Origin of the sequence: Micromonospora pisi (assembly GCF_003633685.1) — a bacterium.
In the GTDB taxonomy this organism is placed as follows: Bacteria; Actinomycetota; Actinomycetes; order Mycobacteriales; family Micromonosporaceae; genus Micromonospora_G; species Micromonospora_G pisi.
On the sequence record NZ_RBKT01000001.1, the window covers coordinates 3,900,773 to 3,914,954 of the forward strand.

At 69.9% G+C, this 14,182-nt stretch carries 12 protein-coding genes; 3 read left to right on the plus strand and 9 right to left on the minus strand.

Annotated elements, in window-relative coordinates; all coding sequences use genetic code 11:
• Window positions 1-139 precede the first annotated feature (139 nt).
• Window positions 140-1,324: a DNA integrity scanning diadenylate cyclase DisA gene (disA, locus tag BDK92_RS16415; protein WP_121157506.1), complete on the plus strand. Its 1,185-nt coding sequence runs from the start codon at window positions 140-142 to the stop codon at window positions 1,322-1,324.
• A gap of 78 nt (window positions 1,325-1,402) precedes the next feature.
• Here disA and BDK92_RS16420 read toward each other — a convergent pair whose 3' ends face one another.
• The 3 genes from BDK92_RS16420 to BDK92_RS16430 form a co-directional block, all read right to left on the minus strand.
• Window positions 1,403-2,149, minus strand: coding sequence for a hypothetical protein (locus BDK92_RS16420; RefSeq protein ID WP_121162254.1), 747 nt, complete (start codon window positions 2,147-2,149; stop codon window positions 1,403-1,405).
• Between the two features lie 118 nt (window positions 2,150-2,267).
• Window positions 2,268-2,849, minus strand: coding sequence for a peptide deformylase (locus tag BDK92_RS16425; RefSeq protein WP_121162256.1), 582 nt, complete (start codon window positions 2,847-2,849; stop codon window positions 2,268-2,270).
• Window positions 2,850-2,905: 56 nt separating this feature from the next.
• On the minus strand, window positions 2,906-3,418 hold the full coding sequence (locus BDK92_RS16430) for a glycine cleavage system transcriptional repressor (RefSeq protein WP_121162258.1): 513 nt from the start codon (window positions 3,416-3,418) through the stop codon (window positions 2,906-2,908).
• A gap of 133 nt (window positions 3,419-3,551) precedes the next feature.
• Here BDK92_RS16430 and BDK92_RS16435 point away from each other — a divergent pair, with 133 nt between their 5' ends.
• Window positions 3,552-4,451, plus strand: coding sequence for an HhH-GPD family protein (locus BDK92_RS16435; RefSeq protein ID WP_121157507.1), 900 nt, complete (start codon window positions 3,552-3,554; stop codon window positions 4,449-4,451).
• Window positions 4,452-4,704: 253 nt separating this feature from the next.
• Here BDK92_RS16435 and BDK92_RS16445 read toward each other — a convergent pair whose 3' ends face one another.
• The 3 genes from BDK92_RS16445 to lysS form a co-directional block, all read right to left on the minus strand.
• Complete coding sequence (locus BDK92_RS16445; RefSeq protein WP_121157508.1) at window positions 4,705-7,236, minus strand: ATP-dependent Clp protease ATP-binding subunit; 2,532 nt, start codon at window positions 7,234-7,236, stop codon at window positions 4,705-4,707.
• A gap of 652 nt (window positions 7,237-7,888) precedes the next feature.
• Entirely contained in the window at window positions 7,889-8,242 is a 354-nt protein-coding gene (locus tag BDK92_RS16450) for a histone-like nucleoid-structuring protein Lsr2 (protein WP_121157509.1), read from the minus strand.
• Between the two features lie 107 nt (window positions 8,243-8,349).
• The gene (lysS, locus tag BDK92_RS16455; protein WP_121162260.1) at window positions 8,350-9,804 is read right to left on the minus strand and encodes a lysine--tRNA ligase; all 1,455 of its coding nucleotides are present in this window, start codon (window positions 9,802-9,804) and stop codon (window positions 8,350-8,352) included.
• A gap of 164 nt (window positions 9,805-9,968) precedes the next feature.
• Between lysS and BDK92_RS16460 the strand changes: the two genes are divergently transcribed.
• Entirely contained in the window at window positions 9,969-10,724 is a 756-nt protein-coding gene (locus BDK92_RS16460) for a class I SAM-dependent methyltransferase (RefSeq protein ID WP_121162262.1), read from the plus strand.
• On the opposite strand, the gene BDK92_RS16465 is transcribed toward BDK92_RS16460, so the two are convergent.
• The 3 genes from BDK92_RS16465 to BDK92_RS16475 are packed head-to-tail and all read right to left on the minus strand — an operon-like array spanning window position 10,706 to window position 14,082.
• Window positions 10,706-11,464 (minus strand): type III pantothenate kinase, encoded by a 759-nt coding sequence (locus BDK92_RS16465; RefSeq protein ID WP_121157510.1) that lies wholly within the window; start codon window positions 11,462-11,464, stop codon window positions 10,706-10,708. The genes BDK92_RS16460 and BDK92_RS16465 overlap by 19 nt on opposite strands.
• 30 nt (window positions 11,465-11,494) lie before the next feature.
• On the minus strand, window positions 11,495-12,400 hold the full coding sequence (nadC, locus tag BDK92_RS16470; protein ID WP_121157511.1) for a carboxylating nicotinate-nucleotide diphosphorylase: 906 nt from the start codon (window positions 12,398-12,400) through the stop codon (window positions 11,495-11,497).
• Entirely contained in the window at window positions 12,397-14,082 is a 1,686-nt protein-coding gene (locus tag BDK92_RS16475) for an L-aspartate oxidase (protein WP_121162264.1), read from the minus strand. Before BDK92_RS16475 ends, nadC begins: the two co-directional genes overlap by 4 nt.
• Between the last annotated feature and the right edge of the window lie 100 nt (window positions 14,083-14,182).

Consider the following 14,182-nt stretch of genomic DNA (forward strand, 5'->3'; position numbering starts at 1 on the left):
ACGGAACGAATGTGACAGACACCTGGATGGTCAGCGCCGCCGTGGCGCCGACCCCGATCGCGGCGGAGGGAACGGACGACGTGGCACATCACAGTAACCGCGGCAGCACCGAGTGCATGCCGATCCGTAGACTGTCCCGGTGCCGACCGACCGCGACGCGAGCAGAAGCGCTGGCGCGAGTGCCCCTGTCCGCGGCAGCGCCGTGGGCTCGCTGGCGCGTACCGTCAGCGCGGGGGTGACCGTGAACGTTCCCGGATCCACCGGCGACCCGCTGCGCGCCAATCTGGCGCTGATGGCACCCGGCACCGCCCTGCGCGACGGACTGGAGCGCATTCTGCGCGGCCGTACCGGCGCGTTGATCGTGCTCGGCTACGACAAGGTCGTCGAGACACTCTGCACCGGCGGCTTCCCGCTCGACGTCGAGTTCTCCGCCACCCGGGTCCGCGAACTGTGCAAGATGGACGGTGCGGTGGTGCTCTCCAGCGACGGCACCCGCATCGTCCGGGCCGCCGTACACCTGATGCCGGATCCGTCGATCCCGACCGAGGAGTCCGGCACCCGGCACCGGACCGCGGAGCGGGTCGCCCGGCAGACCGGTTACCCGGTGATCTCGGTCAGCCAGTCCATGCGGATCATCAGCCTCTACGTCAACGGCCAACGGCACGTGCTCGACGACTCGGCCGCGATCCTCTCCCGCGCCAACCAGGCACTCGCCACCCTGGAGCGCTACAAGCTGCGACTGGACGAGGTCTCCGGCACCCTCTCCGCGTTGGAGATCGAAGACCTGGTCACCGTACGGGACGCGGTCGCCGTGGTGCAGCGGTTGGAAATGGTGCGTCGGATCGCCGACGAGATCGCCGGGTACGTGGTGGAGCTCGGCACCGACGGCCGGCTACTCGCCCTGCAACTCGACGAGCTGATGGCCGGGGTCGACGCCGATCGGACCCTCGTCATCCGCGACTACCTGCCCAGCGGGCGCAAGGCACGGACCCTGGACGAGGCGCTGGTCGAACTCGACCTGCTCACCGCGACCGAGCTGATCGACCTGGTGGCGGTGGCGAAGGCGATCGGCTACCCGGGCGCCTCCGACGCACTGGACGCGGCGGTCAGCCCGCGTGGCTTCCGACTGCTCGCCAAGGTGCCCCGGCTGCCCGGCGCCGTGGTGGACCGGCTGGTCGACCACTTCGGCAGCCTGCAACAACTGCTCGGGGCGACCGTCGAGGACCTTCAGGCGGTCGACGGTGTCGGGGACGCACGGGCCCGTGGCGTACGGGAGGGACTCTCCCGGCTCGCCGAAGCGTCCATCCTCGAACGTTACGTCTGACCCCCACCCGAGGCCGAACCACCCGCCCCGGCCGCTCTCTCCACCAACGCCGCTGTCTCCACCAACGGAGACAGCGGCTCAGTTGGTGATGGTGAACGTCACCGGGTCGCTGTGCTTGGCGCCGAGCCGAGCGAAGATCTGATACTCGCCGGGTCCCGCGTCAGGCCCCGACGCCGCCTGCCCGCTGCACTTGCTGTCCCGGTTACCGTTCCAGTCGGCCTGGAAGGTGTGCTCCACGTTCGGCACCAACGACACCACACTGGTGCCCTTGACGCCGCAGGTGTCGGAGGACCAGACCTTCTCCGCGCCGCTCTTGATGAAGACCTCCTGGAGGTCGGCACCGAGGTCACGGCTACAGGTACGGTCCGAGATGTTCTTGACCTTCAGTTGCAGCCCGACCGTCTCGCCCTGCCGGATCGACTTCGACAACGGCACCGGTACGACCGAGATCTCCTCGTCCGTGCACGAGCCGGCCGCGGGCGGCGGCACCTCCGGCACCGTACCGGCCGGGGGCGGGCCAGGGTCGTCGCCGGCCGGGGGCCCGGGATCGCCAGCCACCGTCGGGTCGGCGCCACCCGGGCCGGGGTCCTCGGCACCCTCGGACGGGGGCGGTGCGCCGGTCTGGGGAGTGAGCACCGTCGCGGTGGGCGAGGGCGTACCCGTGGGCGTGGTGTCCGGTGTGCCCTTCCCCGCGTTCGGGTCGGACTTACCCGGCCCGGTGCACGACCAGAGCACGACGATCAGGAACAGCAGAGCCGCGCCGAGCACGACGGCTCGACGCCGCCAATAGACGGCGGGTGACAGGGGGCCAACCGTCAAACGCATGATGCCCACACCGTATCGGGGCGCACTCGACGTACTCCCGCGACGCGCCGGAATCGGGCGGCCCGGAATCGGCGCGGGCGCGTCGAATCGCCTGCCGGGCAAGACGATCCGGTGTCGATCACAGGTAGACCTTGCGTTGGTAGACCGCGTGGGCGCCGGCCACCCGGTCGAGAAAGAGCAGGCCGGCGCAGTGGTCGATCTCGTGCTGCAGGGCCCGCGCCTCGAAGCCGTCGGCAACCAGCCGAACCGGGCGGCCCGTACCGGGTAGCTGGCCGGTCACCACGAGGCGGCTGGCCCGCTTGACGTCACCGGTCAGGTCCGGCACCGACATGCAGCCTTCCCGACCGGGTCGCCAGCGACTCGCCTCGACCACCACCGCGTTGCAGAGCACGAAGGTCCCGTGCACGGTCACCGCTTTCGGATGACCGGTCACGTCGACCGCGAAGACCCGCGCACCGACCCCGATCTGCGGCGCCGCGAGCCCCACACAGCCGGGCGAGGACCGCATCGTGGCCACGAGATCGGCGGCGAGACCTACCACCTCCGGGTCGGTCGGGTCGACCTCGGCAGCGGCCCGGCTCAGCACCGGGGCGGGCGCCGCGACGACCGGACGTACCCGGCCCGCGTCGCCCAGCACCGCCACGGTCCAGTTCTCCAGCCCGCCGTCCTCGACATCCGCCGCGACCGCCGCCGCCGGCAACCGACCCTCCGGGGTGCCGGTCTCCACCGGATCACCCCGGTCGGCGCGCTCGCGGGTCACAGCAGGTCCGAATCGGCTCGCCGCAGGGTCACCTCGACGTCCAGCCCGGCGGCCACCTCGGTCAACCGGGCGGCGAGCAGGCCGGCGCTCTCCGGTGGCAGGTCCACCTCGGCCACGATCAGGTAGAGCGCCCCGCTGAGCCGGGTGGTCAGATCGGTGACGTTGCCGCCGTACTCCGCCAGCACACGGGTGACCGTGGCGACGATGCCGAGGCGGTCCGCGCCGTGCACCGCCAGCACGTACGGCTCCCCGGCCGGCGGCTGCTCCCCGTCGGCCCGCACCGCCCGTACGGTGGTGAGAAGCTGGCCGTCGGCGCTGAGCGGGTGAAGTGCGGCCTCGACCTCGTCGGCGGCCGGGCCGACGCAGATCAGGGTCATCGCGAAGTGGCCACGCAACCGGGTCATGGTCGAGTCGGTCAGGTTGGCGCCGAGCCGGGCGAGCACCTCCGCCACCTCGGCCACGATGCCGGGCCGGTCAGGGCCGATGACGGTGATGGCAAGCTGACTCATCCGGGCATTCTGCCCGATCAGCGCCACGCTGCCGCCCTACACCGGCCCACCGGTCCACCTCTCGGGACAACGGCCGGCGAACCCGGTACGGCCCACTGTGACGCCCCGGGCGGCCGTGACAGGATCGGGCCCGATGTCCGAACCAACACTCGCCGCCGTGGCGACCCGGTGGTACGACGAGAACGCACGCGACCTGCCGTGGCGGGAGCCCGGCGTCACTGCCTGGGCCGTGCTGGTCAGCGAGGTCATGCTCCAGCAGACCCCGGTGGTACGGGTTCTGCCGGCCTGGCACGCCTGGCTGTCCCGGTGGCCCGGGCCGGCCGAACTCGCGGCGGACCCCCCGGCCGAGGCGATCCGGATGTGGGGACGGCTGGGCTACCCCCGTCGGGCGTTGCGGCTGCGGGACTGTGCGGTTGCGCTGGTGGAACGGCACGACGGGACCGTCCCCGCCGATCTGCACGCGCTGCTCGCCCTACCCGGCGTCGGTGACTACACGGCACGGGCGGTGCTCGCCTTCGCGTACGGGCAGCGCCACCCGGTGGTGGACACGAACGTACGGCGACTCGTGGCGCGCGCGGTGGCGGGGGCGGCTGACGCCGGCCCGAGCACCCGCCCGGCGGACCTGGTCGCGACCGAGGAACTGCTGCCGCCGGAACCGGCTGCGGCGGCTCGGGCGAGTGCCGCGTTCATGGAGCTCGGGGCCCTGGTCTGCACCGCCCGTACGCCCCGCTGCGTCGACTGTCCGCTCGCCACCCGCTGCGCCTGGCTCGCCTCCGGGGAACCGGCGCCAACCGGGCCGACCCGTCGCCCACAGCGGTACGCCGGCACCGACCGTCAGGTACGGGGCCTGCTGCTGGCGGTGTTGCGGGAGACTCCCGGCCCGGTCTCCCGGGACCGACTGGATCTGGTCTGGTCCGACGACGTACAACGTGCCCGCGCCCTGGCCACCCTGGTAGAGGACGGCCTGGTCACCAGCCACAGCGACGCCGTCTACACCCTCCCCGGCGCCCTCCCCCACACCCAACCCCTCTAACCCTCCCACCCCTCCCTCCCTCTCTCCCCCCACCCACCCACCCCGCCCCGCCCCACCGCCCCACCGCCCCGGCGATCTAGGGCGAATCAACGCTAGTTGATCTACAACCACGTGGATTTGCCCTAGATCGCGCGCGGGAGGGGGAGGAGGGCGGGAGGGGTGGGAGGGGTGCGGGGGAAGTGGGGTGGGGTGGGGATGCGAAGCGGCTCCGGTCGGGAGGTCCTGACCGGAGCCGCTTGTTGGTGCTTGGTGCTTACTCGTCCGCGCCGGCGGCTGCCGTGTTGCCGAGGTCGGCGGGCACCGCGTCGGGCACCGGCACCGGCTTGTCAGCGCCACGGAACACCAGCTTGGACTTGTCGATGTTCTCCGGGTCGCCCTCGCAGTCCACCACCACGATCTGACCCGGGGTCAGTTCGTTGAAGAGGATCCGCTCGGACAGGTTGTCCTCGATGTCGCGCTGGATGGTCCGACGCAGCGGCCGGGCGCCCAGCACCGGGTCGAAGCCCTTCTTCGCCAGGTACTTCTTGGCGTTGTCGGTGAGCTCCAGCCCCATGTCCTTGTTGCGGAGCTGAGTTTCGATCCGCTGGATCATGATGTCGACGATGTGCAGGATCTCGTTCTGGTTGAGCTGGTGGAACACGATCGTGTCGTCGATCCGGTTGAGGAACTCCGGCCGGAAGTGCTGCTTCAGCTCGTCGTTGACCTTCTGCTTCATCCGCTCGTAGTTCGAGTCGGAATCCTCAGAGGCCTGGAAGCCCAGCGACACCGCCTTGGCGACGTCCCGCGTACCCAGGTTGGTGGTCAGGATGATGACCGTGTTCTTGAAGTCCACGATCCGGCCCTGACCGTCGGTCAGCCGACCGTCCTCCAGGATCTGCAGCAGCGTGTTGAAGACGTCCGGGTGAGCCTTCTCGATCTCGTCGAAGAGGACCACCGAGAACGGCCGCCGGCGCACCTTCTCGGTCAGCTGGCCACCCTCGTCGTAACCGACGTATCCGGGGGGCGCACCGACGAGGCGGGACACCGTGTAGCGGTCGTGGAACTCGGACATGTCCAGCTGGATGAGGGCGTCCTCGCTGCCGAACAGGAACTCGGCGAGCGCCTTGGACAGCTCGGTCTTACCCACACCCGACGGGCCGGCGAAGATGAACGAGCCGGAGGGCCGCTTGGGGTCCTTCAGACCTGCACGGGTACGCCGGATCGCCTTGGACACCGCCTTGACCGCGTCCTCCTGGCCGACGACCCGCTTGTGCAGCTCGTCCTCCATGCGGAGCAGCCGGGAGGTCTCCTCCTCGGTGAGCTTGTAGACCGGGATGCCGGTCCAGTTCGCCAACACCTCGGCGATCTGCTCGTCGTCGACCTCGGACACGACGTCGAGGTCGCCGGCCTTCCACTCCTTCTCCCGCTGGGCCTTCTGGCCGAGCAGCTGCTTCTCCTTGTCCCGCAGCTGCGCGGCGCGCTCGAAGTCCTGCGCGTCGATGGCGGATTCCTTGTCCCGACGCACCTGGGCGATGCGCTCGTCGAAGTCCCGCAGGTCTGGCGGCGCGGTCATCCGGCGGATGCGCATCCGGGCACCAGCCTCGTCGATCAGGTCGATCGCCTTGTCCGGCAGGAAGCGGTCCGAGATGTACCGGTCGGCCAGCGTGGCCGCCGCGACCAGCGCGGCGTCGGTGATGCTCACCCGGTGGTGGGCCTCGTACCGGTCACGCAGACCCTTGAGGATCTCGATGGTGTGGGCGAGCGACGGCTCACCCACCTGGATCGGCTGGAACCGGCGCTCAAGCGCGGCGTCCTTCTCCAGGTGCTTGCGGTATTCGTCGAGCGTGGTCGCACCGATGGTCTGCAGTTCGCCACGGGCCAGCATCGGCTTCAGGATGCTTGCCGCGTCGATCGCGCCCTCGGCGGCGCCAGCACCGACCAGAGTGTGGATCTCGTCAATGAACAGGATGATGTCCCCGCGGGTGCGGATCTCCTTGAGCACCTTCTTGAGGCGCTCCTCGAAGTCACCGCGGTAGCGCGAGCCGGCCACCAGGGCACCCAGGTCAAGCGTGTAGAGCTGCTTGTCCTTGAGCGTCTCCGGGACCTCGCCCTTGATGATGCGCTGGGACAGCCCCTCGACGACCGCGGTCTTACCGACCCCGGGCTCGCCGATCAGGACGGGGTTGTTCTTGGTACGGCGGGAGAGCACCTGCATCACCCGCTCGATTTCCTTCTCGCGCCCGATGACCGGGTCGAGCTTGCCCTCCCGGGCGGCCTGGGTCAGGTTCCGGCCGAACTGGTCCAGCACCAGGCTGGTCGACGGCGCGGCCTCACCCGGCGCGGCTCCGGCGGCGGCCGGCTCCTTGCCCTGGTAGCCGGAGAGGAGCTGGATCACCTGCTGGCGGACCCGGTTCAGGTCGGCGCCGAGCTTGACCAGCACCTGGGCGGCGACGCCCTCACCCTCACGGATCAGCCCGAGCAGGATGTGCTCCGTGCCGATGTAGTTGTGGCCGAGCTGCAGCGCTTCGCGCAGCGACAGCTCAAGCACCTTCTTGGCCCGCGGCGTGAACGGGATGTGCCCACTCGGCGCCTGCTGACCCTGGCCGATGATTTCCTCGACCTGCTGGCGGACGCCCTCCAGGGAGATGCCGAGGCTTTCCAGTGCCTTGGCGGCGACGCCTTCACCCTCGTGGATGAGGCCCAGCAGGATGTGTTCCGTACCGATGTAGTTGTGGTTGAGCATCCGGGCTTCTTCTTGAGCCAGGACGACAACCCGCCGCGCTCGGTCGGTGAACCGCTCGAACATGCCCTCGTGCTCCTCACGTGCCGTGCGCCATTGATCTTGGCGGGGCCAGCGCCCGGGCGTCCAGGTGACACCCGTGCCATCACTCTATCGCCGCGAACCGACTCTTCTGAGGTCGTGTGTTGCTGGAATGCGCCACGTCCGCGACGTTTTTTCCCAACTGCCCGCGCTCAGAGCATGTTCCCCGGCCCCCGGCTCTACGCGTAGAGCGAAATCCAGTCCGGCGGTCCGACGTCCACAGGCAGCCCCGAGTTCATCCACAGCTTGTGGATAACTCTTCCACTGGTTGTGGACAACGCCGCCGCCCCCGGGTTCCTTCCCGGCTCTCCAGAAGATCTTCACCGACCGGGTGGGTCCGGCCGGTCCATCCCTGGTCCCACCTCGGCGTTCGCCAGCCGAGGGACCCCCGTGGACCACCCCGACCGACGCTCTCCGCGGAGGTCCGGGACGTCCCGGTGCCGGGGCCACGGGCCCACCTCAGGGGAGGGTGGGACGGCCACGGACGGCACGGCGACCGGGCCGGCGGGTCCGGGTCGAGCCCGAGGCACCCTCATCAACCCCGAAACCAGACATTAGCTCATAAAAGCACAGCGCCGGGTCGGAAGCATGATAATCGCTCCAGACCCGGCGCAGAGAGCCGGTGGACCAGCACACGTCAGCGGCCGGGCCCCTTGGCGTGGAACTCGTCGACGATCTCCTGGGGGATCCGTCCACGGTCCGAGATGTCCCGGCCTTCCTTCTTGGCCCAGGCCCGGATCGCCTTGTTCTGCTCCCGGTCGGCAGCGGCGCCACCGCGCCCACGCGCGGCCCGCCCACCGACGACCACACCGCCGCGACCGACCTTCGAACCAGCCGCCACGTACGGGCTGAAAAGGTCCCGCAATTTGCCGGCGTTCTTGTTCGACAGGTCGATCTCGTACTGAACGCCGTCGAGCGAGAACTTGACGGTCTCGTCCGCGTCGCCGCCGTCAAGGTCATCGACAAGCTTGTGAATGATCTGCTTGGCCACGTGCCGTAATCCTCTCGAGCAGGGTGTTCCGCAAACAAGAGCACAATAGCCCGTAACGCGCTCGTTGCGTCAATAGGACCCGGAAATTACTCAACCGACTTACGCGACTACTCCGCGCGGATCAAGGGGAACAGGATGGTTTCCCGAATTCCGAGGCCGGTGAGGGTCATCAGCAGCCGGTCGATTCCCATTCCGACGCCCCCGGTCGGCGGCATTCCATACTCCAGAGCGCGCAGGAAGTCCTCGTCCAGGCGCATTGCCTCATCGTCACCCTTGGCTCCCAGTTGCGCCTGGGCGATCAGCCGGGCTCGCTGCACGACCGGATCCACCAGTTCCGAGTAGCCGGTGCCAAGTTCGAATCCGAGGACGTACAGGTCCCATTTCTCGGTGAGTCCGGGCTGCTCACGGTGGGCACGGACGAGCGGGCTCGTCTCCTCCGGGTAGTCCCGGACGAACGTCGGTTCGCGCAGACCGGGAACCACCAACTCCTCGAACAGCTCCTCGGCGAGCTTGCCCGGCCCCCACTTCGGGTCAACTCCGAGGCCGACCTTTTCCGCGTACCGCACAAGCTGCGCCCGTTCGGTGGAGACCGTCACCTCCTCGCCGAGCGCCTCTGAAATCGAACCGAAGAGGGTCGTCGTACGCCACTGGCCGCTCAGGTCCAACTCGGTGCCGTCGGCGTGCGTGACGACATGTGAGCCGCCCACCGCGTACGCCGCCTCCTGCACCAGTTCCCGGGTGAGCTTGGCCATAGTGTCGTAGTCGCCGTATGCCTCGTACATCTCCAGCATCGCGAACTCCGGGGAGTGCGACGAGTCGATCCCCTCATTACGGAAGTTACGGTTGATCTCGAAGACCCGGTCGATCCCGCCAACGACGGCGCGCTTCAGATAAAGCTCGGGGGCGATTCGCAGGTACAGATCGGTATCGAGCGCATTGCTGTGCGTAACGAATGGCCGGGCGGTGGCACCGCCGTGCAGCAACTGCAGCATCGGGGTCTCGACCTCGACGAAACTGCGGGTATGCAGGGAATCGCGCAGGCTCCGGACCGCGGCGGCCCTGGTCCGTACGGTCTCCCGGGCCTGGGGCCGGACGATCAGGTCGACGTAGCGCTGCCGGACCCGCGCCTCCTCGCTCAGCGGCTTGTGTGCCACCGGCAACGGCCGCAGTGCCTTCGCGGTAATTGTCCAGGACTCCGCCAGCACGGACAACTCACCACGCCGGCTGGTGATCACCTCACCGGTCACGCCGATGTGGTCGCCGAGGTCCACCTGGCGCTTCCACTCGTCCAGCCGCTCGGCACCGACCCGGTCCAACGAGATCATCGCCTGAAGCTCGGTGCCATCACCATCACGGAGAGTGGCGAAGCAGAGCTTGCCGCTGTTCCGTACGAAGATCACCCGCCCGGTCACCGCGACGGTGTCGCCGGACTGGCTGTCGGTGGCGAGTTCGGCGTATCGGGCCCGCACCTCGGCCAGCGTCGCGGTCCGCGGATAACCCACGGGGTACGGCTCGACGCCGTCGGCGAGCAGACGGTCCCGCTTCTCCCGCCGTACCCGCATCTGCTCCGGAAGGTCGTCCACGGGGTCGGCGGGGGCGGGGATGTGCTCGGTCACGGCAGGCTTCCTCAGGACAGTGGGTTCGGCAAAGTTCCCCGAGCCTACTCAAGTGCCTGATGACCGGTCAGCGGATAACCGGGGGCCAGCCCCTGGCTAGCATGATCGGCATGGCCGATCTCGAACAGGCACTCTCGTTCGGAAGTGCCGCCGCAACCTATGACCAGTTTCGTCCGAGTTATCCCGTGGCCGCGCTCACCTGGGCCGTTGACGCGGACACCCCGAGCGATCTGGTCGACCTCGCCGCCGGCACCGGCATCCTGACCCGGCAACTGCTCGGACTCGGACACCGGGTCGTACCCGTCGAACCCGACCCGGGCATGCGGGCGCAACTGGCCGCCGCCACCCCGGGCACGACGGCGCTGGCCGGCAGCGCGGAGGCGATTCCGCTGCCGGACGGCGGAACGGACATGATCATGTCCGGGCAGGCTTACCACTGGTTCGACCGTGAACGGGCGCATGCCGAGGCGGCCCGGGTGCTGCGGCCCGGTGGTCGCTTCGCGCCGATCTGGAACAGCCGGGACGAGTCGGTGCCGTGGGTGGCCGCGCTCAGCGCCCTGCTGGCCGACTTCGCCGGCAGGTCGAGCGTCGACACCGCCCCGGACCTGACCTCGTTCGGCGACGCCTTCGAACCGCTCGAGCGGGCCGAGTTCCGTCACGACACCACTCACACCGCCGACACGCTGGTCGGCCTGGTCAGCACCCGCTCCTACTACCTGACCGCGTCCCCGACCCGACAGCGGGAACTGGAGACGGCCGTACGCGACCTCACCGCGCACCACCCCGACCTCGCCGGCCGGCCGAGCTTCGACCTGCCGTACCGCACCACCGTCTACCGCGCCCGCCGTCAGGTGTTGCGTTCGTAGACCATGCGGAGGCCGATCAGGGTGATCATCGGCTCGTGATGGGTGATGGTGGCGCACTCCCCGATCACCAGGGAGGCCAGGCCACCGGTCGCGATCACGGCGCGTACCTCGCCCAACTCCTGGGTCATCCGCTCGACGATCCGGTCCACCTGCCCGGCGAACCCGAAATAGAGGCCGGCCTGGAGGCACTCGACCGTGTTCTTGCCGATCACCGAACGAGGGCGGGTCGGCTCGACCTTGCGCAGTTGGGCGGCTCGGGCGGCAAGCGCGTCGAAGGAGATCTCGATGCCGGGCGCGAACGCACCGCCGAGGAACTCCCCCCGGGCGCTGATCACGTCGAAGTTGGTGGTGGTGCCGAAGTCGACGACGATCGACGGGCCGCCGTAGAGGGTGTGCGCGGCGAGGGTGTTCACCACCCGGTCCGAGCCGACCTCCTTGGGGTTGTCGATGGCGAGCTGTACGCCGGTCTTCACCCCCGGCTCCACGATCACGCTCGGTACGTCGGCGTAGTAGCGGGCCAGCATGCTGCGCAACGAACGCAGCGCGGCCGGTACGGTCGAACAGGCGGCCACCCCGGTGATCTCCACCGCGTCACCGGCGAGCAGCCCCCGGAACTTCAGCCCGAGTTCGTCCGCGGTCGAGCGGGCGTCGGTCTTGATCCGCCAGGAGTGGACCAGTTTGTCGCCGTCGAACGTCGCCAGAACGGTGTTGGTGTTGCCGATGTCGATGCAGAGCAGCATTCGTCAGCCCCGGGGGAGATCCGTACCCGCTTACCGGCCGGTGTCCGCCGGCCGGAGGTCTAGTGCGATGTCCAAGATAGGCGACGAGTGGGTGAGCGCCCCAACCGAAAGGTAGTCGACCCCGGTGGCGGCGTACTCGGCCGCGACGTCCAGGGTGAGCCCGCCGGTGGCCTCCAGTTCGGCCCGGTCGCCGACAACCTTCACCACCTCGGCGAGCAGGGTGGCCGTCATGTTGTCGCAGAGCAGGAACTTCGCGCCCGCCTCGACCGCTTCGACCGCCTCCGCCACGGTGGTCACCTCGACCTGGATCGGGACCTCCGGGAACGCCTCCCGCACCCGCCGGTAGGCCGGGCTGATCCCACCGGCCGCCAGCTTGTGGTTGTCCTTGATCATCGCGACGTCGTAGAGGCCCATCCGCTTGTTGGTGCCGCCGCCGGCCCGTACCGCGTACTTCTCCAGCACCCGCAGGCCCGGGGTGGTCTTGCGGGTGTCCAGCACCATCGTCTTGCTGCCGGCGAGGGCGTCCGCCCAGGCCCGCGCGTGGGTGGCCACCCCGGACATCCGGGTGAGCAGGTTCAGCGCGGTCCGCTCGGCGGTGAGCAGGGTCCGGGTCGGCCCGGTGACCGTCGCCAGGACGTCGCCGCGGGCCACCCGGTCGCCGTCGCGGGCGTGCAGTCGGACCTCCACCGTACGGGCGGGGGAAGCCTCGTCGGCCAGTTCGAACACTGCCGCCGCCACGGCCAGCCCGGCCAGCACACCGTCCTCGCGGGCCACCACGTCCACCGTGTCGACCTGCTCGGCCGGCACGGTCGCCACGCTGGTCACGTCGATCCGGTCCGGCCCGAGGTCCTCCTCGAGCGCGGTCTGCACGATCCGGGTCACGTCGACCGGATCGAGCCCGGCCGTCCGCAGGGCGTCCTCGGTTGCGGTCCTCACAGCGCCTCCCACTTCTCCACCAGATCGCCGGCCGGTCCGATCGAACCGGCCAGATGGCCACGCCATTCGTCGCGTACGGTCGGGAAATCCTCCCGCCAGTGGCAGCCCCGGGTCTCCTGTCGGGCGTACGCCGCCCCCACCAGGGCGGACGCCACCGTGATCAGGTTGGTCGCCTCCCAGCTCGCGGTCCGGGGAGTGCCCCGGCTCTGCCCGACCGTGGCCAGTTCGGTCGCGGTCGCTCGCAGCGACTCGGCCGACCGGAGTACGCCGGCACCCCGGCTCATCGCCCGTTGCAGGGCGTTGCGGGTCTCCGGCTCGATCACCCAGCCGACGCCGCCCTGCCAGGCTCCACCGGGTGCCGGCTGCGCCTGCGGCGGCAGGTTCTGGGCGATGTCCTCGGCGATCCGGCGGGCGAAGACCAGCCCTTCCAGCAGCGAGTTGCTGGCCAGCCGGTTCGCGCCGTGCACACCGGTGCAGGCAACCTCGCCGCAGGCGTACAGGCCGGGGATCGAGGTCCGCCCGTGCAGGTCCGTACGGACGCCGCCAGAGGCGTAGTGCGCGGCCGGCGCGACCGGGATCAGGTCGACCGCCGGGTCGATGCCGACCGCCAGGCAGGAGGCGACGATGGTCGGGAAGCGCTGGTTGAGGAACTCCGCGCCGAGGTGCCGGGCGTCCAGGTAGACGTGGTCGGCCCCGGTGGCCAGCATGACCCGGTGGATGCCCTTCGCCACCACGTCCCGTGGCGCGAGTTCGGCCAGTTCGTGCTGGCCGACCATGAAGCGTTTCCCGTCCGCGTCGACCAGGTGCGCGCCCTCGCCGCGCAACGCCTCGGAGACCAGCGGTTGCTGGGCGGCGCCGAGCACACTGGCGGTGTCCGCGGGGCTGATCAGCGCGGTCGGATGGAACTGGACGAATTCCAGGTCGGTGACGGCCGCGCCGGCACGTATCGCCAGCGCCACACCGTCCCCAGTGGAGACGGCGGGATTCGTGGTGGCGGCGAAGACCTGCCCCATGCCGCCGGTGGCGAGTACGACCGCGCGGGCCAGGATGGCGCCGACCCCGTCTTCGCTTCCCTCGCCGAGTACGTGCAGGGTGATGCCGCAGGCGGGGCCGGGGGCGTCGCCCCAGCCCGGCGACCGGAGCAGGTCCAGCACCAGGGCGTGTTCGACCAGTCGGATCCACGGGTCCCGGCCGACCGCCTCGTGCAGGGCGCGCTGCACCTCGGCTCCGGTGGCGTCACCGCCGGCGTGCACGATCCGGTTGGTCCGGTGTCCACCTTCGCGGGTCAGCATCAGCGAGCCGTCGGCGTTCCGGTCGAATTCGGCGCCGATCCGGATCAGCTCCCGCAACCGGGTCGGCCCCTCCTCGACCAGTACCCGCACCGCTTCGGGGTCGCAGAGTCCGACCCCGGCCACTTCGGTGTCGGACGCGTGCGCGGCGGGGGTGTCCAGCGGGTCGAGGACCGCGGCGATCCCGCCCTGGGCCCAGCGGGTGGAGCCGTCGTCGATATTGACCTTGGTTACCACGGTGACGTGCAGGCCGGCCTCCCGCAACTGCAGTGCGGCGGTGAGTCCGGCGATGCCCGACCCGACCACCAGTACGTCGGTGGTCTCCACCCAGCCCGGCGCGGGTGCGGCGAGCAGCGGGGGCAACACCGGCAGATCCAGGGTCGGCAGACGCATCAGCACAGTCAACCCCGCTCGATCCGGGGCCCGACGTCGGGGGGCGGCGAGGGTGATCTGGAACCGATCGCCGGTGCCGCCGGGCAGTCGGCGGGGAGGG